We start from the raw sequence: 24,693 nt of genomic DNA, 5'->3' as shown, positions 1-24,693 counted from the left end.
ACCATGATTACCTTTTTCATCGGCGACTCCCTGACGCTGGGATGCGGCGACGCGACAGGGCTCGGCTGGCCCGGTAGAATCGCGACTGTCCTCATGCGGGGCGGCCGGGATCTCACCTGGTACAACCTCGGCGTTCGCGCCAACACCACCATCAAACTCCGCGACCGCTGGCGGGACGAAGTCGCCCGCCGCTTCCTGCCTGGACAGAACGCCCGGCTGATCTTCTCGTTCGGCGTGGCCGACATCGCGAACGACGTGCCCGCGCAGACCTGCTACGACAACGCCGAAGCCATCCTGTCCGAAGCCAAAGACATCGGCCCCACGCTGTTCATCGGCCCCATGCCCGTGGGCGATCCGGACAAGACCGAACGGATCACCCAGCTTTCCCTGGGCCTTGAAACCGTATGCGATCGGCTCGGCGTGCCCTGTGTGCCGGTGATACAATCCCTCAAGGACTCCGCGCCCTATGCTTCGGCCCTGGCGGCCTACGACAACGTCCACCCTGCTGCCGAGGGCTATGACATCCTCGCCGAACTGCTCCTCAAGTCCGACGCGGTACGTAATTTCCTCGATTTGGAGAACGACAATGACTGATCTCAAATCCTTTGCCAGCGACAACAACGCAGGCGCGCACCCGGCCGTCATGGAGGCCGTTGTCAAGGCCAACACCGGATTCCGCAAATCCTACGGCGACGACGAACTTTCCATCCACACCGACGAGGTGTTCAAGGAGTTTTTCGGCTCCCAGGCGCGCATCCACTATGTGACCACCGGCACGGCGGCCAATGTGCTCGGCCTGCGCTCCGTGACCCACACCTACAACTCCGTGCTCTGCGCAGCCCAGGCGCACATCAACAATGACGAATGCGGCGCGCCCGAGGCGTTCGGCGGCATCAAGCTGGTGCCTATTCCGTCCACGGACGGCAAGCTCACGCCGGGCATGATCGCCCCTTATCTGGGCCACATCGGCTTCGTCCACGCCTCCCAGCCCAAGGTCATTTCCATCACCCAGCCCACGGAACTCGGCAAGCTCTACACCCTGAAGGAGATCGAGGACCTGGTGGAGTTCGCCCACGACCGCGACCTGCTCGTGCACATGGACGGAGCGCGCCTGGCCAATGCCTGCGCCGCACTCGACTGCTCCTTCTTCGACATGACCACCGCGCTGGACGTGGACTTCATCTCCTTCGGCGGCACCAAGAACGGATGTCTCATGGGCGAGGCCGTGCTGTTCCTCAACCCGGACATCGGCGAAGGGTTCCCCTACCTGCGCAAACAGGCCATGCAATTGGTTTCCAAGATGCGCTTCGTCTCTGCCCAGCTCGAAGCCTACCTGGCCGACGACCTGTGGCTCAAGAACGCCACCCACGCCAACGCCATGGCCAAGCGGCTGGCCGAAAAAGCCGGAGCCATCGAAGGGGTGGACATCAAGGGAACCGTGGACTGCAACTCCCTGTTCGCCCACATCCCGCCCCGGGCCACGGAAATCCTGCTGGAAAAGTATTACTTCTACGTCTGGGACGAACACGACCACACCGTGCGCTGGATGACCTCCTGGGCCACAACCGAAGAAATGGTCGACGAGTTCGTGGCCGATCTGCGCAAGGCCGTGGAGGCCGCCAAGTGACCCGGCAACTGAAACGAATCTGCGTCTATCTGGGCTCCAACCCCGGCAACAACCCGTCGTACGTGGCCGCTGCCGTGGCACTGGGCCGCGAACTGGCCGCCCGCGAAATCGGGCTGGTATACGGCGGGTCCTCCACCGGTCTCATGGGCCGCTTGGCCGACACCTGCCTGGCCGAAGGCGGCGAGGTCATCGGCGTCATTCCCAAGCGTCTCGTGGAAAAGGAAATCGCCCACCAGGGACTGACCGAAGCCCACGTGGTCAACTCCATGCACGAGCGCAAGCAGCTCATGGCCGACCTGTCCGACGGCTTCATCGCCCTGCCCGGCGGCATCGGCACCCTTGAGGAATTCTTCGAGGTCCTGACGTGGAATCACTGACTCTATTTCACAACCGTTGTAATCATTCACCTTTTTAGACGAATTTTTCCGCCCAGACACATACAGGCACACCCTGGTATACATTGCGTATACCAGGGTGAAATTCTTTTATTTTGGGTGTTTACTTCTGAGTTTCTGAGTTGTTATACTGAGAGTATTTTTCAGAATCAACGCGATGTCAGGTGGTTAACCGCCGTACCGACTGATATACAAAACAACTGGGACTTGCCTTCAAGGCAATAGCTCTTGTCGATTTTTAAACATGGCATAGAGATAGGCGATTGCGCAGACTGTATGGAAAACAAACGTCAACCAATAGCCTGTTTGCCAATAACCGAACCAGACAATCAGAGACATAAACAAAATCGACCAGAGAAAAACAAGATGGAGCAGAAGACTCAAGGCTTTGCGCTGCCAGATAGACACCAACATGACGGCGAACACAACATAAAGAAAGGTGGCATAGTAGTTAAGGAAAGCTATTGTATAGTCACCAAACAAGCCGGAAATCCAGATGGTTGGAAGAGAGAACATCAAGAAGACAGCCACAGCACAATCCCGTTTATCAATGCGAGAAAGAGTCAACCATGTGGGGACTTTTTTCATCTGAATGAGGCACATTCCCAAAGCGAGAATTGAAAAGACCAGAAAGGCCGTCAAAGATACGGGGATATCAGATGCCAAGCCTGCGACAATGGCGGAAATAAACAACGAAGCAGGATAATAGAGAAAGACAAGGAGACAAGCGGATAACGCAAGGATTGCGAGTTTTCCCGCATCAAGAAAAGCTAGGAAAAGACTTGTAATATAAAAGCCCAAAAACACGGAATAGGCACCGGCTTGGACCGCCGAGTATCCAAGTGGGGTCATTGCTGGGTCAACTTCCAAATATGCCCTGACTTGATTGCTCTTCATAGCGAGCACAATAAGCACCAATATTTTGTATATCTGTGTGTATGAAATCATATCTCTTTGAGCATTGCCGCTATTTTTCTGCTCGTAGCGGCAATGCTGTTTAGGTTCATTTTATCGAGCGCGTTCTTTATTCTTTCTGCGTTTCCCCCATTCTTGGATGGGAGTCACAATTGGGTCTGGTGTTTCTGTAAAGCCTTGGCCAAACTCTGTTAACTTCTTTTTTAAGAGTTTTCGAGCAGATCGGCCTCGAAGAGAATCCTCCGGCATAAGCAACGATGGCTTCCATTCGGTGTATTTCTTTGCCTCTTCGTCGGTCATCCAAATCTCTTCTGCCGAGCATCGGCAGTTTGGATGCACCGGACCGGGCTTATCTTTAAATACAACGCCGTCCAAAGCTGCACACGCTTCGCATGCTCCACTTTCTGACTTGAATTTCCAATATCGCTTTTGTGCTCTTGATTCATCGGGGAGACCTGGCTTACTGCCCATGAGCCCCTTGGGGTCGATAAGGTTCACCGGATCGTCCAGACAATACCCGTACCAGTCATCATCCCCGCCAGCATCGCCGATGGGGTCTTGCGCTGTCCAACGTCCCGTGTCCGGGTCATAGTCACGCCAACCGAACCTAACGAAGCCGGTGTCCGGGTCGCTCAAACCGCCTGCGAAACCGAGCGGGATGCGCAGGCCGGGGTTGGAATCCCAGAGCAGGTTGCCGAACACGTCGTATTGAATGGCCTTTACCACGTTTCCGGTTGGGTAAACAACCGCTTTCAGCGTTCCCACCTGATCGTATTCGAGGGTGTAGTCGCTGCCGTTCACGGTCATGGAGTACGGCAGACGCTCGCCCTCTTCGTAATTGAAGACGAATTCATGCTCGCCATCGTAAAACGCGCCCAGCCGGATGAAGTCGCGCCACAGGTATGCCTCGACCGGCTGACCGTCCACGTACTTCATGGACCGCTGGCCGCTCTCGTCATGGTCGTAGGCGATGGCTCGACCATCAGGCATGAGCGCGCCGAGCAGCCGGTAGTCACCTGCGTACTGGTAACGGGTCACGGACTCACCGTCGATCCTGGTGCAGCGGAAGCCATTTTCATCGTGCTCGTAGCGCACCTTGCCAGCCGAGAGCAGGCGGTTGTCGTCGCCATACTCATAGGTTCGCGTGAACACATCCCTGACCGTATCATGGTCAGCCCTGCGGCGGCCTTGTGCATCGTATTCGAACTCCTGCACCCAGTCGGTGTCAGTGGACACACAAGGGAGCCGTCCTTCGTCGTCGTACTGGAAATCCCAGGTCTCGCGCCTGCCGTCGATGCGCTCGGTGCGCGATTCGATGCGGCTGTCCGCGTCCGTCTCCACTTCCATGAAGTAAGGCGCGCTGCCAGCTTCGATTTCGGTCTGCGATTTGTCGCCCCAATCAGCGGGCTTGTCGCCGTGGGCGAGGGTGTGGTTCCAGGAGAACGGAAGACCGTGTTCCCACGGCACCCAATCGGCGGGTTTGCGGGTGTGCCACATTGGAAGCGCGACGGCTGGCCGTCCCATTTTTGTTTGAGGTGGCCGTTTCGGCGCACCGGTTCGAACGTGCCGTCAGCGTATTCGATCCAATCGCGCTCGTATTCGCCTGTCATCGAGTTGTAGGTGAACTTGCAAAATCTGTCTTTTGCCGGAGTTGAGAAGAACATTTTGCCTCCTGTTTTATAGGTTGTCGAAAACGTCTTTGGAGACCGCCTCCAAAAAACGCGACAACTATAACCCCGGTTTTTGGCCAAAAGAGAAAACGGGCGTCAGAGGGATAAAAAAGACCGAAAAAGGGATAACATTTCCTCTTGACAGGTTTTTGAAAAGGAAGTGATTCCAAGGACGCAACGCACTCAAAATATCAAGGTGAAATAATGAAACGAATCTGCGTCTATCTGGGCTCCAACCCCGGCAACAACCCGTCGTACGTGGCCGCTGCCGTGGCACTGGGCCGCGAACTGGCCGCCCGCGAAATCGGGCTGGTATACGGCGGGTCCTCCACCGGTCTCATGGGCCGCTTGGCCGACACCTGCCTGGCCGAAGGCGGCGAGGTCATCGGCGTCATTCCCAAGCGTCTCGTGGAAAAGGAAATCGCCCACCAGGGACTGACCGAAGCCCACGTGGTCAACTCCATGCACGAGCGCAAGCAGCTCATGGCCGACCTGTCCGACGGCTTCATCGCCCTGCCCGGCGGCATCGGCACCCTTGAGGAATTCTTCGAGGTCCTGACCTGGAACCAGCTCGGCTACCACGCCAAACCGTGCGGCCTGCTCGACGTATCGGGCTACTACGCCTGCCTGACCGACCACCTGAACCGCATGGTGGACGAAGGGTTCCTCATGGCCGACCACCGCCGCATGGTCCTGACCAGCCCGAACCCGGCCGAACTTATCGATCGCTTTGCGACCTATGTCCCGCCGCATGTGGACAAATGGATCGAGCTGAAGAAAGGGTTGTAAACGGCTACGAAAGACGCTTAGCCCATCGAAGTTGGCCGCTTTCAACTCTCAAGGCATTCTCATTTTCAGTGTGCCTATGCTAGGTGTATACCTTCATCGCTACCCAGATGTTTTACAGGGGAAAAGAGAAAAGTCACCTTCCAACAATCACCGAAAATTCATTTTACGCCCCACGAAAAAGGCCTCCCGAAGGAGGCCGTCATTCCTTTTTTCCAAAAGATAAGTGGGTACGCCTACCGGCACATTTGGGCTCCTTCCAGGACCTTGAGCCAGACGCTGGGGCCGAAGCCCAGGACCACGGTGTCACCCGCCACCAGGATGGGGGTGCCGGGGAGATGGGCCGTCCTGGCGAGCTTGACGCTTTCCAACACATGGGACTCGTGGTCCTTTTGCAGCCGCAGGTACAGCGCATCGAGCGTGGTGCCATGAAGCAACTCTGGAAAAGCCTTGGTGAACTGGGCCAGGACGATCATGCGCGCTTCCATGAGGTCTTCAGACTTGGGCTGTTGGAGATCCTCATAGGCGAAATCGATCAGCTTGGGCAGACGGTCGGAGCCTGCCGCGTCCTCCATGATCCAGGCGGCCATGTCGGAGCCGATGAAGCTTCGGCGCGGGAAGAAGGAAAGGCGAAGCCTGCCATACAACTTGGGGTACTCGCCCAAAAGCTTGTGGGCCAGGCGGCAATGCCAGCACAGGGGATCGGTAACCACGACAACGTCCAGGTCGCCTTTGCCGCGCATCTCCACCACAGCCTGGTCAAAGAGTGCGCGGAACTCGGGCGAGCAGCCATCCGGCGCCCCGGCCCTTTTCCGGTCCTGGGCCTTTTCCCGACTCCCGCTTTCAGCATGTGCGGCGGGCTTGTATTTGTCGGTCGGCAGGTCGCCGACCCTCTGACAGCCGACAAACAGCCCCAAGGCAACGATCAGCAACGGCAAAAATATAAGCTTGGTTCGCATTCGCGCAACATATGCTCTTAACGCCGGAAAGCCAAGCCCGGAGCCAGGATTCGGACGGCCTTCCGCCGCCGGGGTCAGGCGGCGGCGTCGCCGATCCGGCGCACGGGCGCGGGCTGACCGGCATTTTGAAAGCGGGTCGTGCCCTCGCGGCCCATGAATCGGGACAGTACCTTCGGGTCCGACTTGTGCAAGTCCACCAGGATAAGCCCGTCCATGCAATTGCCGAAATCCGGGTCCATGTTGAAGCCGATGATCTTGCCGCCCAGCTTGAGATATTGCTTGAGCAACACCGGAATGGACCGGCCGTCCTCCACGTCGCGCACGAAGTCGGCCACGTCCTCGGGATCATCGAAGACCGCCTCGGGCAGGGAGAAGTCGAGCCGTTTCAATTTCTTGACCTTGGGCGGCCGCTTGGGAAGCGCCATCCGAGCCAGTTCCGGCATGGAGCAATGGCGTTCCATGAAGCCTACGATAAGTTCACGAGCGATCACGGAATACTCGCTGGAAATGGACACGCAGCCGAACAGCCGGGAATACCGGGGGTTGCGGACCACGTATTCGGCCAGCCCCTTCCACAGCATGAGCAACGGCTGGTAACTGCGCTGGTACTTGGGAATGACGAAGGAACGGCCCAGCTCCAGCGCGGGTCCGAGGCCCTCAAGGAAGCCGGGGCGGTAGTCGAACAAGGTGGAGGTATACAAACCGGACGCGCCCTGCTCGGCGATGATCTCGTCGGTCCTGGCGAAACGGTACGCTCCGGCCACTTCCCGTTCCTTCCGATTCCAGAGAACCAGATGGTGATAGGTGTCGTCGAACCTGTCGATATCCATGGCCCGGCCGGTGCCCTCGCCCACCTGACGGAAGGTCTCCTCGCGCTGGATGCCGATCTCGCGCAGCAGCCGGGGGATCATGAACGCCTGGGCGTGGAACACGGTGAAATCAGAACTTTCGAGCAGGATGTTATCATCCGGCAGGGCGGCCACCTCGGAGGCGAGGATATGCTTGCCGCGCGAGTTGGCGATGGGGTCCATGCTCCGCCTGGTTTCGCGGGGCTTGAAATTGAAACGCGGCTTGCGCTCGCGGCGGAGGAGATAGGTGCGGAAGCGCAGATAATCCACTATCGCCTGGTCGTCGCCGTGTTCGGCCAGCTTGTCGTGGCCTATGACCGTGCCGAACCGCACACCGATAACGTCGCGAGAGGCGTGCTTCAGGTTCTCGTGCGGCAGCAGCACCGTGCGCAAACGGGGATGGATGAGGCCCAAGGTCTGGAACAGCCCCGAGTTGCGGCCGTTAAAGAATACCGGCAGGGCCGCGGCCCCGGTCTTGCGAATGATCCGGCCGATCATGGGGCTCCAGTTCGGGTCGCCCACGCGGCGCTTCTTGACCTTCAGACTTGACACCTCGCCCGCCGGGAAAACCACCAGCATACCGCCGTCCTTGAGCCAGCGCATACACGCCTTGAGACCGGCGATATTCTTGCGCGAGGACTCGGCGCCGCCGAACGGGTCCACCTGAATGATGAGGTCGTCCATCTCGGGAATCATGCCGAGCATGAAATTGGCCATGATCTTGATGTCGGACCGGACCTCCCGCAGGATGCGAACCAGCAAAAGCCCTTCGAGCACGCCGAAGGGGTGATTGCAGACCGCGACCAGCGGTCCGGTGCGCGGCACCCGGCTGACGGGCTGGCCGTCGACGGAAAAGCGCACCCCGAGCAGATCAAGGGCCTTGTCCACGAAGGAGCCGCCCTCACCGTCCTGCAACGTCGAGTACAGGGTATTGAGGGTATCGAGCCTGAGGACTTTGGCCAAAGGTCTCCTGACCATGGAGAAAAGAGTGTGGCGAACGGGGTCGTTGAAAGGCGAATCCAGATCGAACAGCGGACCGGCAAGGCGATCTTCCATTTTCATCCTCCTGAATATGGTTGCCAGACCATACTCGGGCCGCCGCCCCCCGTTCGCGCCGCGTCCATGACATTTCCGCGTATTTGGGTGACGTATTTCGGGCAACGGTGTGACACAGGCCAGCCCGCCCCCGTTTCCGTTTCCCGTGGGAAAAATTTGAGAACAGGTGACATATTTCCGGATTCCCGGTATGGGAAACATAAAAGAAACAACCCGCGTTACAGGAGAAACGCATGCCAGCCAAATCGAACCCGGCCGAATCTTCGCCTATCATCACCCTGGGCATCCCCGAAATCGACGAACAACACGAAACCTTCTTCGCCATGCTCGGCCGCATCGAAACGGTGTCGCCGGACATGTACCGTCAGCTCGACGACGACGAGACCGACAAGATGCTCGACATCATGAGCGACCTCAAAGACTTCGCCATGCAGCACTTCAGTTTCGAGGAAAACCTCATGGACGAAACCGACTACCCGGGCCTGGATGGCCAGCAGGAATCGCACGAACGGTTCCTTGACGACATCACGCGCCTGGAAGCCGAACTCATGAACGGCACATCCGTGCCGCCCGTCAAGCTCCACGGATTCCTTGCCGACTGGTTCACCGAACACGTTCGGGAAATGGACCTCCCCTTCGCGGAATTCAGGGAAAAATCCGTAGGATAGGGGCCGCCGCCCTCCGCATTCTCCCCCATGCATCCGCTGCTCGCGAGCGGACCCCATTTTTTTTGTCCGCTCGGGTTGACTCCTGCCATGCCGTGTTTATCTAACTGCAAGCCGGGCGGCTCATGTCGCTCGGCGCAAACATTCAAAAAATCCATTTTGGAGGTATAAGAGGATGAAATTGAAACCGCTGAACGACCGAGTCCTGGTCAAACGTCTGGAAACGGAAGAAAAAACCGCGGGTGGCATCTACATCCCGGATTCCGCAAAGGAAAAGCCCATGAAGGGTGAAGTCGTGGCCGTCGGCCCCGGCAAGCTGGACGAAGCCGGCAAGCGCGTGAACACCACCGTCAAGGAAGGCGACCTGGTCCTGTTCGCCAAATACGCCGGGACCGAGATCAGCATCGACGGCGAAGAGCACCTGGTCATGCGCGAGGACGATATCCTCGCCATCGTCGAATAGCTCCATATCCGGTACCAATCTACTAAACACAATTTCTATTTTAAGGAGAATACACCATGGCGAAAGATATTCTTTTCGATGCCAAGGCCCGCGAGAAACTGAAAGCGGGTGTGGACAAGCTGGCCAACGCGGTCAAAGTCACCCTCGGACCCAAGGGTCGCAACGTCGTGATGGAGAAGTCCTTCGGCTCCCCCGTCATCACCAAGGACGGCGTGTCCGTTGCCAAGGAAATCGAGCTGGAAGACAAGTTCGAGAACATGGGCGCCCAGATGGTCAAGGAAGTCGCCTCCAAGACTTCCGACGTCGCCGGTGACGGCACCACCACCGCCACCGTCCTGGCCCAGGCCATCTTCACCGAAGGCGTGAAGCTGGTCGCCGCCGGTCGCTCCCCCATGTCCATCAAGCGCGGCATCGACAAGGCCGTCGAAGCCATCGTCGAAGACCTCGAAAAGGTCGCCAAGCCCACCCGCGATCAGAAAGAAATCGCCCAGGTCGGCACCATCTCCGCCAACAACGACGCCACCATCGGCAACATCATCGCCGAGGCCATGAACAAGGTCGGCAAGGAAGGCGTCATCACTGTCGAGGAAGCCAAGGGTCTCGAAACCACCCTGGACGTTGTCGAAGGCATGCAGTTCGACCGCGGCTACCTCTCCCCCTACTTCGTCACCAACACCGAGCGCATGACCTGCGAAATGGAAGAGCCCCTGATTCTCATCAACGAGAAGAAGGTCTCCAACATGAAGGAACTGCTGCCCGTGCTGGAGCAGTGCGCCAAGATGTCCAAGCCGCTGGTCATCATCGCCGAGGACATCGAAGGCGAAGCCCTGGCCACCCTCGTGGTCAACAAGCTGCGCGGCACCCTGAACGTGGTCGCCGTCAAGGCCCCCGGCTTCGGTGAGCGCCGCAAGGCCATGCTGAAGGACATCGCCACCCTGACCGGCGGCCAGGTCGTTTCCGAAGACCTGGGCATCAAGCTGGAGAACCTGACCGTCAACGACCTCGGTTCCTGCAAGCGCATCGTCGTGGACAAGGAAAACACCGTCATCGTCGACGGCGCCGGCAAGGCCGCCGAGATCAAGGGCCGCATCCAGCAGATTCGCGCCGAGATCGCCGAATCCTCTTCCGACTACGATCGCGAGAAGCTCCAGGAGCGTCTGGCCAAGATCGTGGGCGGCGTGGCCGTCATCAACGTCGGTGCCGCCACCGAGACCGAGATGAAGGAAAAGAAGGCCCGCGTGGAAGACGCTCTGAACGCCACCCGCGCGGCTGTCGAGGAAGGCATCGTGCCCGGCGGCGGCGTGGTTCTCGCCCGCTCCGGCAAGGCCGCCCTCAAGGTCAAGGCCGCCGACGACGACGAGCAGGCCGGTATCAACATCATCACCCGCGCCGTGGAAGAGCCCCTGCGCCAGATCGCTGCCAACGCCGGTCTGGAAGGTTCCATCGTTGTCGAGAAGATCAAGGAAGGCAAGGCCGGTTTCGGCTACAACGCCGCCACCGACAACTACGAAGACCTCATCAAGGCCGGTGTCATCGACCCGAAGAAGGTCACCCGCACCGCTCTGCAGAACGCCGCTTCCGTGGCAGGTCTGCTGCTGACCACCGAGTGCGCCATCGCCGACAAGCCTGAGAAGGCTGACGCGGCTCCGGCCATGCCCGGCGGCATGGGCGGCATGGGCGGAATGGGCGGCATGGGCGGCATGTACTAAGCCTCCCAGGCAACCCGACCCAGATCAAGCCAACCGGCCCCGGTCCACACGGACCGGGGCCGGTTTTTTGGTAATGACGCTCGCCCCGCCTCAGCTCCAATCGTCATTCCACACGCATCAAGCCGTTTCGCGGAAAAACGATATCCACACCCGATGCCCGGACGGAAAGCCGCAGTGGGATGATGCCCCCCGGCACAGCCGTTATTTGGTATCGTTGCAAAGTTCCTTGGGGGCGGGAACGCATTGCTGACGCCGAAGGCTCCAGGTCTGGCAATCCGGGCAGGGAACGGGGCCTACCCAATTGGGACATTCGAAATCGGCGGTCCGTGCTTCAGCGCCGCCTGCGGCGCGCGCCTGCTCCAGACAACCCCGGCAGCACATCAGGGCCTTGAGCCCCTCCAGCGATTCGCATTTCTCGGTGCAGTCGACGTAGCCCTCAACGATGGCCCGCTCCTCCCCCGAAGCAAACGCTTCGGCGCAGCAGTTGATGCACTCGGCATCCCCGGGCCGACAGCCGGACAGGCAAACCGCCAACGTCCCGGACTCGGCCAAAACGGATGGCGACAGGCCGAGCACGGCGCAAAAACCGATCAAAGCGGCCAAAAACGGAATCATTGTCTTGCGCATGGCGCACCCTCCTTCGTTGCAGGTTTGGGTGCAGCATACAACACGCGCCCGCACGAAAACAGGTTTTCGCGCAGATTATAACATTTCCGATTCTAACTGACCTGACGGAAATCGCGCACGACTTCGAGGAATTTCTGCAATATTGCTGATTGATTGCTCTTTTTCCAAAGCGCGGTAATCTCCCATTGTGGGAGATCGCCGGAGAGAGGCTTGAAGACCACGCCGTTCCGCCCGCCCGACGCACTTGAAGCGGGCACAAGGGCGCATCCCAGGCCGGTGGCGACCAGAGCCACGGTGGACTGCTCGGTATTCACTTCCTGGACGATGTTGGGCATAAACCCGGCCTTGTGGAAGGAGCCGACCAGCGACCGATACAGCGCGGGCTGCGCGATACGCTGATTGAAAATGAGCGGCTGGCCTTCGAGGTCGGTAATGTCCAACGCGTCCCGCTCGGCGAACGGATGCCCGTCCGGCACGGCCAGGACATAGGGTTCGCGCAGGAACAACAGGGAATTGAGCCCGCCGGTGTCATGTCCGAAAAGACGGACAAAGGCTATGTCGATGCGATCGCCACGCAGAAGCGGCAACTGTTCCGAGGTGGATTGCGCCGAAAAATCCAGACGTATACGCTGGTTGCGCTCGCGAAAGGCGCGAATGGCCATGGGCAGCCTGGAGAGCGACGCCGGGCCGATGAAACCCACGCGCAACTGGCCCTCCAACCCCTTGGCCATGTCCTGAATGCAGACGACCGCCTCGTTCAGCCGGTCGCGGACATCCCTGCACCGTTTGAGGAACTCCTTGCCCTCCGGGGTCAGGGCCACCCTCCGGCTGGTCCGCTCAAGAAGCGTGACGCCGAGCTCCTCTTCAAGACGCTTGATCTGCTGCGACAGGGGAGGCTGGGCGATATGGCACCGCTCGGCGGCCCGGCCGAAATGCAGTTCCTCGGCCACGGCGATGAAATAGGTAATCTGTCTCAATTCCATTATTCAGACCTAATCAATATTAATCTTCGTGTAAATATGTATTGGACATATTAATGACACATTTCTACCGTGGCTCCAACGCAAAGGAGGCACGACATGCGGATTTACTCGCGTACTCACACTTTTTTCATGGCGTTCGTCCTCGTCATGATCCTGCCGGGGGCGGTCCTCCCGGCCCTCGGGGATGAAGCAAGGCAAACGATCTGCTCCGATCTGCCGGGAGCCGCCGGACTGGCTCTGGACGGACGGGGCAATGCCTATACCACGAACTGCGCTGCAAACGAAGTGTTGTGCGTTCCGCCGGACGGCGACCCCGTGGTTTACGCCAAGGTGGAAGCCCCCACCGCTCTTGCCGTCGGCCGGTCGCGCACGGTCTTCGTGGGCACGGTGTCCGGCGCGATTTTTCTGATCGCTTCCGACGGGTCGGTCAGCCGGGCTTATGATTGCGGCAGGCCGGTCTCCGGCCTGAGCATCGACCGGGACGGCAATCTCCTCGTGGCAACGGGCGAAGGATCGATCCTACGGCTGGCCCGCGAAAATCTCAACGCTTCCAAATAGCCTCCACTAAACCGGACGGGACCGGGGCGTGCCTGATGAGCGTTCCCGGCCCCGCCCTCATTCTCAACGCGCCCTGTTCGGACGGCGCAATATTCCATGGATACAGGGGCTTGATCGCCCTTTCCGAAAAGAAACGGCCGGAGTCGGCCTAGAAATTCAGGTCGTGGGCCTTTTTAGAACCGCGCCCCTTGGCCGAAGCGAAAATCTTGGGCTCGGCCTGCTTCATGAGCCCGGCAGCTTCGGCGTTGAGAGGATTGCGGTCCAGCGCGGCCTTGGCGTTGTTGAAGACCTCGCCCCATTCCCGCTTGTGCAGGTACAGCTTGGCAAGGCGCAGGTAGAGGTTCTCTCCGGGACCGAGCCAGCGCATGGCATCCTTGATGGCGGCCATGGCCTTGTCCACCTCGTGCATCCCCTCGTAGCAAAGGATGAGCGCGTTGTGGGCGCGCGCGTCGTTGTTCTGGATTTCCAACGCCCTGTTCAGGTAGGGCACGGCCTCGGCGAAAAGGCCGAAGGCGGCCATGCGATTGCCGATATCCGAATGAATGCCCTCGATGTCCTGAAAATATTCGGCGATCTTGCTGTAGAGCTTGCGGGCCTCAAGCGGCTGGCCCGCCCGAATAAGCTTCGCGGCCTTGATGAGGTTGTCGTCCAGCACGGCCAGACGCTTGCGCTGCTTGGCCACGCGGGCCTTTTCCATGGCTTCTCCGAGCTTTCGGTGCAGCCGCATGAGGGTCTGGAAAAACGCCTTTTCCCTGCCCTTCCGGTACGTGAGTCCGTCAGGGAAGAGCTTCTGGATCATCTTCATCTTGTTCAGGTCGCGCAGGGCCTCGTCCAGGTGGGCCTGAATCTCGAACTTCTCCACCCCGTAGACCTGGCTGGTGACCATTCCCCGAATGGCGTTGGCCAGACACTTGAGTGTCCGCAGATAATCGTTTTTCTTGGCGTAGGCGCGGGCACGCGCGATGTCTTCGCGGATTTCCTTGGCGGTCATGGGGCTTCCTGACATGGCGTCCTTCGTTAGGGAAAAAGCGGTAAGCAACTCCCGCAAATTAATACAGCCACGGGAAATAGGCAAGCGCGCTCACGATTGTCCCGCATTTCCGAGCCCCTAGGCCATACGTCTGACGGCCGCTGTTGACGAGCCGAGACGAATCCGTATAGCGTAACCATTCAACGCGATCCGTCTCAGCCCCGGGAGGGCTTCATGAACATCTATCTCGTCATCATCATCGGTTCCCTGATTGCGGCCTGGTTTCTGGGCATGTTGTCCGACAGGCTCTCCGCCAAGGCCATGCAGCCGAAACCGCCCGAGGAGCTGGCCGATGTATTCGACGAGGCAACGTATGTCAAATCCAGGGCCTACACCCTGGAATCCATGAAATTCTCCACGGTGTCGGAATCCTTCAACACCGCCGTGCTGGTGGCCGCCATCCTGCTCGGCGGCTTCAATCTCCTTGACCAGATCGCCCGCGCCGCCGGGGCCGGTCCCCTTGCCACCGGCCTTTTATTCATCGGCGGCCTGGCCTTGATCGCGGGCGTTATCGGCCTGCCCTTCGAGACGTACCACACCTTCGTCCTGGAAAAACGCTTCGGTTTCAACACGACCACCGTTGCCACCTTCATCATGGACCGGGTCAAGGGGATCGCCCTGACCGCGATCATCGGCGGAGCGCTGGTGGCGGGCATCCTGCTCTTCCTGCGCGAGACCGGCTCCTACGCATGGCTCCTGTGTTGGGGATTCGCGGTGGTTCTCTCTCTGGGGTTGACCTATGTGGCGCCCACCTGGATTCTGCCGCTGTTCAACAAGTTCACGCCCCTTGAGGACGGCGAACTGCGCGACAAGCTCGAAGCCTTTGCCGACAAGGCCGGGTTTGAGCTGTCCGGCATCTTTGTCATGGACGGCTCCAAACGTTCCACCAAGGGCAACGCCTTTTTCACGGGATTCGGCAAGCGGCGGCGCATCGCCCTGTTCGACACGCTCATCAAGGAAATGGACGCCGACGAGATCGTTGCGGTGCTGGCTCATGAAGTGGGCCACGCCAAGCTCGGACACATCAAGAAACATCTGGCCATAAGCATCATAAAGACCGGGGTCGTCTTCTACCTCATGTCCCTGTTCCTGCAATCCGACGGGCTGTTCGCGGCTTTCGGCATGGCGCACAAGTCACTGTACGCGGGACTGGTCTTCTTCGTTCTGCTCTACACCCCGCTCTCACTGGCGCTTTCCGTGGCGGCCAACCTGATCTCCCGCAAACATGAATTCGAGGCCGACGCCTTCTCCGCCCGAACCACGGGCCGCCCCGAGACCATGATCTCGGCTCTGAAGAAGATGTCCGCCTCGCACCTTTCCAACCCCACCCCGCATCCGCTCACGGTCTGGCTCGAATACAGCCACCCCCCGGTTCTCGCGCGCATCAAGGCCCTGTCGGCCCCACACGCAACAACCAAGTAGACTCGACCGCCCGCATACACCTAGCCCGCAAGCGCGCCAGCTCACCGCGCCCGCAAACCGCCAAGCGGCACCAAAAGTTCAGGGATAGAAGAAATGAAGGAAGGGGAGAAAACGTCCTTTTCTCAAAAGACGTTTTCTCCCCTTCCCCCAGCCGCCAAAGGCTTCAAACGGCCAGATTGCACCGGAGGCGAACCTACCCCGCCGCGCGGGCGGCGACGATGGCGGCTTCCTCGCCCTTCCCCTGGGCTTCTAGCGCTTCCACAAGAGTGTCCCAGTAGGCGCTCACGCCCGGGGCCAGCGCCGAAGACTGCCGCGCCAGGACCTCGGCGATCTGCGGGTCTTCGCCCTGATCGAGATACAGCTTGGCGAGCATGTGCATGGCCTGATGGTCGTTGTGGTCGGCGTTGAGGGCCAGATGGAGATATTCGCGGGTGCCCTCGATGTCTCCCTGGCGATAGGCCACCCGGGCCAGGGGCCGGAGGACCATACGTTCGCCGCCGGGCTGTTCGGCAGCCTTGCTGTAGAGAGTCGCGGCCTTCTTGAGATGATTAGCCTTTTCCTCGATGGAGCCGAGCCGCATGAGGGAATAGACATGCCCCGGCTCAGCCTTGAGGCACTGGCGGTACGTTTTTTCCGCGCTCTCCAGGTCACCGAGACGATGGTTCGCCCACCCCAGGTTGTAGAGGGCGAGGATATCGCCCTTGTCCAGCTCCACCACCCGCTCGAACTCGTGGCGGGCTTCCTCGAACTTGCCGAGCTGGGCGTAGCAAATGCCGAGCGAGTTCCGCGCCAGCAAATTGTTGTCGTCGTCGAGCAGGGCGAGCTTGAATTCCTCGATGGCCCCGTAGATGTCGCCATCCATGAAACGGCGGTCGGCAGAGAGATTGAGAGAAATGGAATCGAACACGGCCACGCGGGGATCGGGCAAAAGCAGGGCGTGTTCCAGTGCCATGCGGCAGTTTTCAAGCATGTCCGCCCGGTCGAAATTGAGGAAGGGGAAACGCGACGAACCCACGGCGAGCTTGAGGCCGAGGGTCCTGAGGGCCGCCTTTTCAAGTTCGAGAGAACGGTCCATAAGGGTCTGCCGATCCACGCCATCCGTGAAGAAAATCATGCCGTTGAGACCGAACCGGCCTCCGGTGGCCGAGTCGCCGAACACGCCCTTGGCGAGTTTGGCCACGTCGCGGGCCATGTGATCCATGCCGTCCCGATAGCGGTCGCCCTCTTCAGGCTGATCCAGTATGCGGATGAGGGAAAGGCCGAAGGACTCCGGCTTGAGGCGGGCCTTGGAAAACCAGGAAACGAATTCGCCGTAGCGAAGAAGCTGGGTCGCCCCGTCGTGGCTCGGCATGGAGTCGTCCCGAATCTCCTGTTCGGGGGAAAACAGGCTCTCGTCGCCTTCGATAAGATTGAGCCGGTCGCCGGGCTCCACGGACCAGGCCGCGTCGCCGAGATGCAGGGCCTCGGCAAAGGCGATGTCGTCCTGAACTTCCACCAGCACCACCTCGCCCTTGTACATGGCCGGATAGCGGCCGGAAATTCGCTCGTCCTCTGTCAGGGAGGCGGAAGCGATCCCGCCGGACTTGGGCGAACGCACCAGGAAACGCTGGCCCACTTTGGCCCCGGACGCTTCGCCCAGGGAGACAACCATACGGTTCATAGGCAAAATTTCGAGAACCCGGCCACCCTTGGACAGGATGTCGGCATAGCCGAAGACCCGGTTGCGTCCCTGGTCCTTGGCCACGGCCACGCCCTTGCGCGCCTTGCGGACGATCATGCGCGCCTGCTCGGACGAAGTGCGCCGGAACTGCGCGCCCTCCAGCCCCTGGGGATAACAGACATAGCCCAGGCTGCCGGAAACGGTGATGGTGTCGTTGGTGATGTCGTCGGTGAAGGAAAGCTTGTTCAGGCCCGAGCGAATGACTTCGGAGAGCTGGAAACATGCGTGGGGCTTGGCGTCAGGCACCAGGATGGCGAACTTGTCGTTGGCGAAGCGCGACACTGTGGTGTATTTGGGGCAGACCAGATGGAGCAGCCGCCCTACTTCGCCCAGGATATCGTCGCCCTTGAGGTAGCCGTACCGCTCGTTGATGGGCTGGAAGGTGTCCATGTCGAGGAAGATGACCCCGAAGGTGCCGGAAAAGGTGATTTCCGGCTCGCGGGCCTCCACTGCCGCCCGGCAACTGCCCGCGGACAGACAGTCCTGAACCTGCTCGATGGCCTGCTCCAATTCCTCGAAGAAAAAGTTCCGTGAATACAGGCCGGTGAGGGGGTCGGTGACAGCCTTCTTGTACAGGGCCAGCTTTTCGAGCACGGACGAAGCCAGCGCCATGAGATATTTGGGGGCCGTGGACGGGGCCTTGAGCCGCACGCCCTTGGCGATGAAATAGCACATCATCTCGCCCTTGAAGACCATGGGCAGAATCAGCTCGTTGTCCTCCCGGCGGAACTCGGGGTCGGGAATGACGTCCGATCGTTCACGGGGAAAGAACAGGCTGTAGGAGGAAAAGGGAACGAACTCCGCCATGCAGTCCTTGATGGTGTGCTCGAAGTCGATCAGCTCCTGGGGAGTGAGCGACGTAGCCCGGTCCGAGAAGATGTCCTTATTTGTCCTCATAATATGCCAGGCTACTACGAGGGCCGTTTTTTCTCAAACAAAAGTTTGGGGAATCGAGTGTGACAACTCCTGTTTTTACTCCTCTTTCCGCCCTTCTCAAACCAACTATATCAATGTATCCAGATATAAACATTTTGTTTGACTCCCGACCTCAAATCTGTCAGTTGTTCACCAAGCTCAGAGGCAAACCATGAAAATCATCACCAATCCGACTGAATTGCAGCGCCAATGCCTGGCTTGGCGCAAGCAGGGCCTTGCCGTCGGCCTCGTCCCGACCATGGGCTACCTGCATAACGGACACACCTCCCTCATCGACCGGGCGCGGCCCGAGTGCGACAGGCTGGTGGTCTCCGTCTTCGTCAACCCGGCCCAGTTCGGCGCGAACGAAGATCTCTCCTCCTACCCTCGCGACTTCGAGAGCGACTGCGCCAAGGCCGAAGCCCACGGCGCTGACCTTGTCTTCGCGCCCGAACCGGGAGCCATGTACGCGGACAACCACGCCACGTGGGTGGAAGCGCCGAGACTCGGCGAACACCTTTGCGGGGCAAGCCGGCCCGTCCATTTCCGGGGCGTATGCACGGTGGTTACCAAGCTGTTCATGCTCACCCAGGCCGAAGTGGCCGTGTTCGGCGAAAAGGACTGGCAACAGCTCGCCATCCTTCGCCGTCTGGTCCGCGACCTGAACATCCCGATCCGGCTCATCGGCCAACCCATCGTCCGCGAGGAGGACGGCCTGGCCCTGAGTTCCCGCAACGCCTATTTGACGGACACGGAGCGCGCCGCCGCCCCGAACATCCGCAAGGGGCTGCTCAAGCTGGCGGAAAAGGTCCGCGGCGGTGAACGCGATGCCGAAACTCTGAAGCGGTTCCTGACCGATGAATACGCCGCAGCCCTGCCCATGGGCGTGGTGGACTATATCGAGATCGTGGACCCCGACGAAATTTCCCCTGTCGAGACCATATCCCGCAACGCGCTGGCCGCCGTGGCCGTGCAAATGGGCAAGGCCCGACTCATCGACAATATACTCTTAGAGGTATTATAACCGTGGCTCAAAGATGTTTTCTGAGCGCCAAAATTCACGGCGCCACCATTACCTGCGCGAACCTGGAATACCGGGGCAGCATCTCCATCGACACCAAACTGATGAAAACCGTTGGTCTGCTGCCTTATGAGCAGGTGGACGTTTACAATTTGGACAACGGCGAACGGTTGACCACCTACGCCATCCCCGGCGCACCCGGCGAGATCTGCCTGAACGGGGCTGCCGCCCACAAGGGCGGAGTCGGACAGCGCGTGATTATCGCCGCCTACATGTGGCTGGACGAAAACGAAGCAAAGACCCGCAAACCCAGGGTCGTGATCGCCAGCAAGAACAACACCGTCGACGAAATCCTTGAGTGCGAGCTCATCAACCAGGATTTCCTGTCGTAGCAAGCAGCATCCCTGAAGGAGGGTCCGATGCAGATTGAAGGCAAATACCTTTTCACTTCCGAATCCGTGACCGAAGGCCACCCGGACAAGGTCGCCGACCAGATTTCCGACGCCATCCTGGACGCCATAATCGGCCAGGACGAAAACGCCCGTGTGGCCTGTGAAACGCTGGTCACCACCGGGATGGCCTTCATCGCCGGTGAAATTTCCACCACCGCTTTCGCCGACTTCCCGGACATCGTCCGTGAGACCATCAAGGGCATCGGCTACAACAGCTCCGACACCATGGGCTTCGACTGGCAGACCTGCGCGGTCATCTCGTCCATCGACAAGCAGTCCCCCGACATTGCCCAGGGCGTCGACCGCACCAAGCCCGAGGAACAGGGCGCGGGCGACCAGGGCATGATGTTCGGTTTCGCCACCAACGAGACCCCGACGCTCATGCCCACCCCCATCTACTACGCCCACAAGCTCTCCCGCCGCCTGACCTATGTGCGCAAGGAGGGCATCCTCGACTTCCTGCGCCCGGACGGCAAAACCCAGGTCTGCGTGCAGTTCGAGAGCGGCAAGCCCGTGCGCATCGACAACGTGGTCGTCTCCTCTCAGCATGACGAGAACATCGCGTATTCCGACCTCAAGGAAGCCATCCTTCAGGAAGTCATCATGAAGTCCCTGCCCGAGGAACTCATCGACGAGCACCTGAAAACCTACATCAACCCCACCGGCCGGTTCGTCATCGGCGGCCCCGTGGGCGACTGCGGACTGACCGGACGCAAGATCATCAACGATACCTACGGCGGCGCCGGCGCGCACGGCGGCGGCGCGTTCTCCGGCAAGGACCCGTCCAAGGTGGACCGCTCCGGCGCGTACATGGCCCGTTATGTGGCCAAGAACGTCGTCGCGTCCGGCCTGGCCGACATGTGCGAAGTTCAGATCGCCTATGCCATCGGCGTGGCGGAACCCGTGTCCGTCGTCGTCAGCTCCAGGGGTACCGGACAGGTCTCCGACGAGCAGTTGACCAAGGCCGTAACCGAAGTCTTCGATATGCGTCCCTACTACATTCAGAAGCGGCTCAAGCTGCGCCGCCCCATTTTCCGCAAAACCACCAACTACGGCCACTTCGGCCGCGAGCTTCCCGAGTTCACCTGGGAAGCCACCGATGCCGTGGCCGATCTGCGCACCGCCTGCAAGATCTAACGCCCGGCATACGCCAGACATGACCATGGGGGTGGGAGCTTTGCTCCCACCCCCTTTTTCCCATCCGCCTCCCTTGTGGCGCAAAACCACTGCGTTCCGCCACTGCGCACCGCCGTCCAAAACGGCTCCGCTCCTTCCGCATCAGTTCCCTATTTTATTACAAAAAGATAAAAAAATACATTTTTGTAGCCTCTTGTTGCCCAAAAATGGCATTTTTTAATGACTTTCCTACATCTTCCTGCTAGGGATTTTCACCTTTATTACAGACTTGTTCAATTTCAACCTACTCTTGATTCCATTTGGAGCTCGAATGAACAACTATCCTAAAAGCAACGACGTCATCGGCAGCGTCAACCGCGGCAACGCCATTGAATCCGGTCTCTGCACCCTGTGCAGGGCGGACTGTCAGGGCAAATGCGAGACCTGGCTCTCGTCCATGCGCGGACGCGAAATCCTCTACCCCCGCGATTTCGGTATGGTTACCGCGGGCAGCGGCAACACGACCCATGTGGGCGTGTCCTACAATTCCCTCAGGATCCAGGGCCTGAACTATGGAGCGATGGGCGCCGCCAACACCGACTCCGACCTGCTCTTCACCGACGTCAACCTGGAGACCTCCTTCGGCGCGCATGAGATCACCAAGTGCAAGGTGCCCTTCATGACCGGCGCGCTGGGTTCCACCTTCATCGCCGCCAAGTACTGGGACGCCTTTGCCGTGGGCTGCGCCCTGGTGGGCGCCCCCATCGTCATCGGCGAGAACGTTGTCGGTGTCGACCGCAACGCCGAGATCAGCAACGGGCGCATCCGCAAAGCCCCCGAACTGGAACGCCGCATCGACACCTACATGCGTTACTATGACGGCTATGGCGCGATCATCGTCCAGATGAACGTGGAGGACACCCGCAACGGCGTGGCCGAATACGTGGCCGAGAAGTACGGCGACAAGGTCATCATCGAGCTCAAATGGGGTCAGGGTGCCAAGGACATCGGCGGCGAGATCGAAGTTTCCAGCATCGAATACGCCCAGTTCCTCAAGGAGCGCGGCTACTTGGTCGACCCCGATCCCGAAAAGGCCGAGGTCAAGGACGGCTACGCCAAAGGATCGATCAAGCATTTCGCCCGGCACAGCAGGCTGGGTTACACGAACCTGTCGACCTACGAACAGGTACGCGACGAGTTCATGAACTCGATCAACTACCTGCGGAAGATCGGCTTCAAGCGCATCTCCCTGAAGACCGGCTCCTACGGCATGGAGGCCCTGGCCATGGCCATCAAGTTCGCCTCCGAGGCCGAACTCGACCTGCTGACCATGGACGGTTCCGGCGGCGGCACCGGCATGAGCCCTTGGAACATGATGGAAAGCTGGGGCGTGCCCTCCATTCTACTCCACGCCAAGGCCCACGAGTACGCCTCCCGTCTGGCCGCGAGCGGCAAGCGCGTGGTGGATATGTCCTTCGCCGGCGGCTTCGCCAAGGGCAGCAACATCTTCAAGGCCCTGGCCATGGGCGCTCCCTACACCAAGCTTATCTGTATGGGCCGCGCCATGATGATCCCCGGCTTCCTGGGCGCCAACATCGAAGGCGCGCTCTTCCCCGAACGCCGCGCGGCCGTTCACGGCAACTGGGACAAACTCCCGGCCGCTGTTTCCAATTACGGCAAGACCCCCGAGGAAATCTACGCCTGTTACCAGGATGTGGAAAAGTACGTCGGCTCGGACGAGATGAAGAACATCCCCCTCGGTGCGGTGGGCATCTGGAGCCTCGTGGACAAGCTGTCCGCAGCCCTGCAGCAGCTCATGTGCGGCGCACGCAAATTCCGGCTCAACGAGATCAGCCGCGCGGACATCGCCTCGGGCAACCGCGAGACCGAACGCGAGACCGGCATCGGCTTTATCACCGACATCATGGACGAGACCGCCAAGAAGATTCTGGATATGTAACGCCGGAGCACCGGCTTTGAATTACGCAGGGGAGGACCGGAAGGTTCTCCCCTTTTTCTTTCGCCCCGCCCGCGCGATCCGGCTTTACCGGCCGCAGGCGGACTCTTCCTCGCGAGACATGTCCACGCAAAGGATGCGGTGCCTGCCGCTGCTCTTGTGGTAGAAGACGTGCGAAATGGTGATGCACAGGTTGCCGGAGGCCAGGGAGATGTACGGACGGGTGGTGAACTTCTCCAGCCCTGCCTGGATGGGCAGAAAATATTCCTTGAGCGAATGATCCGCACCCGCCATGGCGGGCTCGTACAGAAACCGCTTGCAGGTCTTGAGTCGGCCCTGGTCGCAGACCGTGTCCGATATCTGGTTGCCGCGCATGTCGAGGACGTACAGGCACTCCACGGTGTCGTAGGTCTCGACGAAACCGGACAAAGCCGACGCCATGCCCTTGGCGGGCGTTTCAGCCAGTGACTGGCACATGGTCAGCACGGTCAGATCGTAACTGGAATACAGCCGCTTTGCGTCGGCTATCTGCTGGGTGCGTTTTTCCCGATGCCGCTCGGCCAGCGCATCGACCTTGGAAGCCATGCCGGGCACTGCGTCCAGCCCCGGGGCGGGCCGGGCGAAATAGAATCCCTGGAACACGTCCACCCCGTTGGAGAGCAGGCACATTGCCTCTTCGGCGGTCTCCACCCCCTCGGCCAGAACCAGGCAGCCGAGCCGATTGGACATCTGAACGAAACTGCGGACCACTTCCAACTTGTGGAATTGCTGGTCCACCGCGCTTACGAGCGTGCGGTCCAGCTTGATGACATCCGGCTTGAGCAATGGAATGCGGTCCAGGTTGGAGAACCCAGCCCCCACATCATCCAGCGCGATAAGAAAGCCGCGCTCCCTGTAAAATCGGACAAAGGCCATGAGGGCGTCGATGTCCTCGCACCGGGACTCGATGATTTCGATAATCACATTGCCGGGACTGATGCCGCAGCGGGTGACCAGATTGAGCAGATGGCAGGAACCGCGCGTCTCCTCGTTGATGCAGGAGGCGTCGATGTTCATGGAGAGCATCAGCCCCTTGTCCCTTCGCAGGAGAGCCGCGAAGGACTCCGCCGCGCTAGTTCGGCAGGCCCGGTCCAGGGCGAGCCGGGATGCCCTGTCCCGGGCCTGCTCGAACAGCAGGGTAGGAGGTATGATATCTCCGCTTTGGGGGTCGAACCCCCTGCTCAGCGCCTCCAGTCCCACAACCGCCTTCCGCTTGAGGGAGACCTGGGGCTGGAAATGCGTGACCAGGAAGCGATTTTCAATGATCTCTAGTATGTCGGGCACTGCGGTCAACCTTGAAATATCTCGCCTGTCGGCCGTTATGCTTATGGTACCGAGTGGTTGTCGCCGCTTTTGTGCCGGGGCGGCCCGATCGGTCCGCCCCGGCTATATTGTCGCAATCCGCTCTAGAGGATGCCGTCCTCACCGGTCCTGATACGCAGGGCCTTGGTCAGTTCGGTCACGAAGATCACGCCGTCGCCTTCGGTGCCGGTCTGCCCGGAGGACAGGATGGCTTCGACGGCCTTTGCTTCGAAATCGTCGTTCACGCCGATTTCAAGACGGACCTTCTTGAGCAGGTTCACTTCCATCTGCACGCCGCGATAGGTCTCGGTGAATCCCTTCTGGCGTCCGGAGCCGAGGATGTTGGTCACGGACAGGGAGTAGATTTCCTGGGCGTACAGGGCCTGCTTCACGTCGTTGAGCTTTTCGGGCCTGATGTATGCAATGATGAGCTTCATTTTATTATTCTCCTTGAATGA

At 59.8% G+C, this 24,693-nt stretch carries 22 protein-coding genes and 1 pseudogene; 13 read left to right on the top strand and 10 right to left on the bottom strand.

Translation table 11 applies throughout. The features are described from left to right. Positions 1-3: 3 nt before the first annotated feature. From LF599_RS04935 to LF599_RS04925, 3 genes and pseudogenes are all read left to right on the top strand, one after another. Positions 4-594 (top strand): GDSL-type esterase/lipase family protein, encoded by a 591-nt coding sequence (locus LF599_RS04935; RefSeq protein WP_269941510.1) that lies wholly within the window; start codon positions 4-6, stop codon positions 592-594. Further along, positions 587-1,627 carry a threonine aldolase family protein gene (locus LF599_RS04930; protein WP_269941511.1) on the top strand — a complete coding sequence of 347 codons (1,041 nt, stop codon included), beginning with the start codon at positions 587-589 and terminating at the stop codon, positions 1,625-1,627. The genes LF599_RS04935 and LF599_RS04930 overlap by 8 nt, the downstream gene beginning before the upstream one ends. An 8-nt stretch (positions 1,628-1,635) precedes the next feature. Continuing rightward, positions 1,636-1,995 (top strand): annotated as a pseudogene (locus LF599_RS04925) (LOG family protein); the annotation flags it as partial. A 240-nt stretch (positions 1,996-2,235) separates the two neighbouring features. Here LF599_RS04925 and LF599_RS04920 read toward each other — a convergent pair. Together LF599_RS04920 and LF599_RS04915 are read right to left on the bottom strand one after the other, a co-directional pair. Then, positions 2,236-2,970 (bottom strand): hypothetical protein, encoded by a 735-nt coding sequence (locus LF599_RS04920; RefSeq protein WP_279522510.1) that lies wholly within the window; start codon positions 2,968-2,970, stop codon positions 2,236-2,238. 60 nt (positions 2,971-3,030) lie between these two features. Beyond that, the gene (locus tag LF599_RS04915; protein ID WP_279522509.1) at positions 3,031-4,434 is read right to left on the bottom strand and encodes an RHS repeat-associated core domain-containing protein; all 1,404 of its coding nucleotides are present in this window, start codon (positions 4,432-4,434) and stop codon (positions 3,031-3,033) included. A gap of 377 nt (positions 4,435-4,811) precedes the next feature. On the opposite strand from LF599_RS04915, the gene LF599_RS04910 reads away from it, so the two are divergent. Beyond that, entirely contained in the window at positions 4,812-5,396 is a 585-nt protein-coding gene (locus tag LF599_RS04910) for an LOG family protein (protein ID WP_269941515.1), read from the top strand. A gap of 233 nt (positions 5,397-5,629) precedes the next feature. On the opposite strand, the gene LF599_RS04905 is transcribed toward LF599_RS04910, so the two are convergent. Together LF599_RS04905 and LF599_RS04900 are read right to left on the bottom strand one after the other, a co-directional pair. Continuing rightward, positions 5,630-6,352 (bottom strand): DsbA family protein, encoded by a 723-nt coding sequence (locus tag LF599_RS04905; protein ID WP_269941516.1) that lies wholly within the window; start codon positions 6,350-6,352, stop codon positions 5,630-5,632. Positions 6,353-6,426: 74 nt separating this feature from the next. Next, positions 6,427-8,256, bottom strand: a complete 1,830-nt coding sequence (locus LF599_RS04900; protein ID WP_279522508.1) for a lysophospholipid acyltransferase family protein — start codon at positions 8,254-8,256, stop codon at positions 6,427-6,429. Between the two features lie 233 nt (positions 8,257-8,489). On the opposite strand from LF599_RS04900, the gene LF599_RS04895 reads away from it, so the two are divergent. The 3 genes from LF599_RS04895 (at position 8,490) to groL (ending at position 11,093) form a co-directional block, all read left to right on the top strand. After that, positions 8,490-8,924 carry a bacteriohemerythrin gene (locus LF599_RS04895; RefSeq protein WP_279522507.1) on the top strand — a complete coding sequence of 145 codons (435 nt, stop codon included), beginning with the start codon at positions 8,490-8,492 and terminating at the stop codon, positions 8,922-8,924. A gap of 172 nt (positions 8,925-9,096) precedes the next feature. Then, on the top strand, positions 9,097-9,384 hold the full coding sequence (gene groES / locus LF599_RS04890; RefSeq protein ID WP_279522506.1) for a co-chaperone GroES: 288 nt from the start codon (positions 9,097-9,099) through the stop codon (positions 9,382-9,384). Positions 9,385-9,440: 56 nt separating this feature from the next. Then, positions 9,441-11,093, top strand: a complete 1,653-nt coding sequence (gene groL, locus LF599_RS04885; RefSeq protein WP_279522505.1) for a chaperonin GroEL — start codon at positions 9,441-9,443, stop codon at positions 11,091-11,093. 201 nt (positions 11,094-11,294) lie between these two features. Here groL and LF599_RS04880 read toward each other — a convergent pair whose 3' ends face one another. Continuing rightward, on the bottom strand, positions 11,295-11,720 hold the full coding sequence (locus LF599_RS04880) for a hypothetical protein (RefSeq protein WP_279522504.1): 426 nt from the start codon (positions 11,718-11,720) through the stop codon (positions 11,295-11,297). Positions 11,721-11,812: 92 nt separating this feature from the next. Continuing rightward, a complete protein-coding gene (locus LF599_RS04875) occupies positions 11,813-12,703 on the bottom strand; it encodes a LysR substrate-binding domain-containing protein (RefSeq protein ID WP_279522503.1) in 891 nt (296 codons plus the stop codon). 96 nt (positions 12,704-12,799) lie between these two features. Between LF599_RS04875 and LF599_RS04870 the strand changes: the two genes are divergently transcribed. Continuing rightward, entirely contained in the window at positions 12,800-13,261 is a 462-nt protein-coding gene (locus LF599_RS04870) for an NHL repeat-containing protein (protein WP_279522502.1), read from the top strand. Between the two features lie 148 nt (positions 13,262-13,409). Here LF599_RS04870 and LF599_RS04865 read toward each other — a convergent pair whose 3' ends face one another. After that, positions 13,410-14,252, bottom strand: coding sequence for a tetratricopeptide repeat protein (locus LF599_RS04865; protein WP_279522501.1), 843 nt, complete (start codon positions 14,250-14,252; stop codon positions 13,410-13,412). A gap of 213 nt (positions 14,253-14,465) precedes the next feature. On the opposite strand from LF599_RS04865, the gene LF599_RS04860 reads away from it, so the two are divergent. Further along, positions 14,466-15,713 (top strand): M48 family metallopeptidase, encoded by a 1,248-nt coding sequence (locus tag LF599_RS04860; protein ID WP_279522500.1) that lies wholly within the window; start codon positions 14,466-14,468, stop codon positions 15,711-15,713. A 193-nt stretch (positions 15,714-15,906) separates the two neighbouring features. Here LF599_RS04860 and LF599_RS04855 read toward each other — a convergent pair whose 3' ends face one another. Further along, on the bottom strand, positions 15,907-18,330 hold the full coding sequence (locus LF599_RS04855) for a tetratricopeptide repeat-containing diguanylate cyclase (RefSeq protein ID WP_279522499.1): 2,424 nt from the start codon (positions 18,328-18,330) through the stop codon (positions 15,907-15,909). 190 nt (positions 18,331-18,520) lie between these two features. Between LF599_RS04855 and panC the strand changes: the two genes are divergently transcribed. The 4 genes from panC to LF599_RS04835 all read left to right on the top strand — a co-directional run bounded on the left by panC (position 18,521) and on the right by LF599_RS04835 (position 22,897). Beyond that, the gene (gene panC, locus LF599_RS04850) at positions 18,521-19,372 is read left to right on the top strand and encodes a pantoate--beta-alanine ligase (RefSeq protein ID WP_279522498.1); all 852 of its coding nucleotides are present in this window, start codon (positions 18,521-18,523) and stop codon (positions 19,370-19,372) included. Positions 19,373-19,374: 2 nt separating this feature from the next. Then, a complete protein-coding gene (gene panD / locus LF599_RS04845; RefSeq protein ID WP_269941525.1) occupies positions 19,375-19,761 on the top strand; it encodes an aspartate 1-decarboxylase in 387 nt (128 codons plus the stop codon). Positions 19,762-19,788: 27 nt separating this feature from the next. After that, positions 19,789-20,958, top strand: a complete 1,170-nt coding sequence (gene metK, locus LF599_RS04840; protein ID WP_269941526.1) for a methionine adenosyltransferase — start codon at positions 19,789-19,791, stop codon at positions 20,956-20,958. Positions 20,959-21,268: 310 nt separating this feature from the next. Continuing rightward, complete coding sequence (locus tag LF599_RS04835; RefSeq protein WP_279522497.1) at positions 21,269-22,897, top strand: glutamate synthase-related protein; 1,629 nt, start codon at positions 21,269-21,271, stop codon at positions 22,895-22,897. Positions 22,898-22,981: 84 nt separating this feature from the next. Here LF599_RS04835 and LF599_RS04830 read toward each other — a convergent pair whose 3' ends face one another. After that, entirely contained in the window at positions 22,982-24,217 is a 1,236-nt protein-coding gene (locus LF599_RS04830) for an EAL domain-containing protein (protein ID WP_279522496.1), read from the bottom strand. A gap of 122 nt (positions 24,218-24,339) precedes the next feature. Beyond that, positions 24,340-24,672, bottom strand: coding sequence for a P-II family nitrogen regulator (locus LF599_RS04825; protein WP_269941529.1), 333 nt, complete (start codon positions 24,670-24,672; stop codon positions 24,340-24,342). Positions 24,673-24,693: the final 21 nt, after the last annotated feature.

Source organism: Pseudodesulfovibrio thermohalotolerans (assembly GCF_021353295.2).
Lineage (GTDB): Bacteria > Desulfobacterota > Desulfovibrionia > Desulfovibrionales > Desulfovibrionaceae > Pseudodesulfovibrio > Pseudodesulfovibrio thermohalotolerans.
Note: the sequence above shows the minus strand (reverse complement) of the source record. Positions and strands in the feature narration are given on the sequence as shown.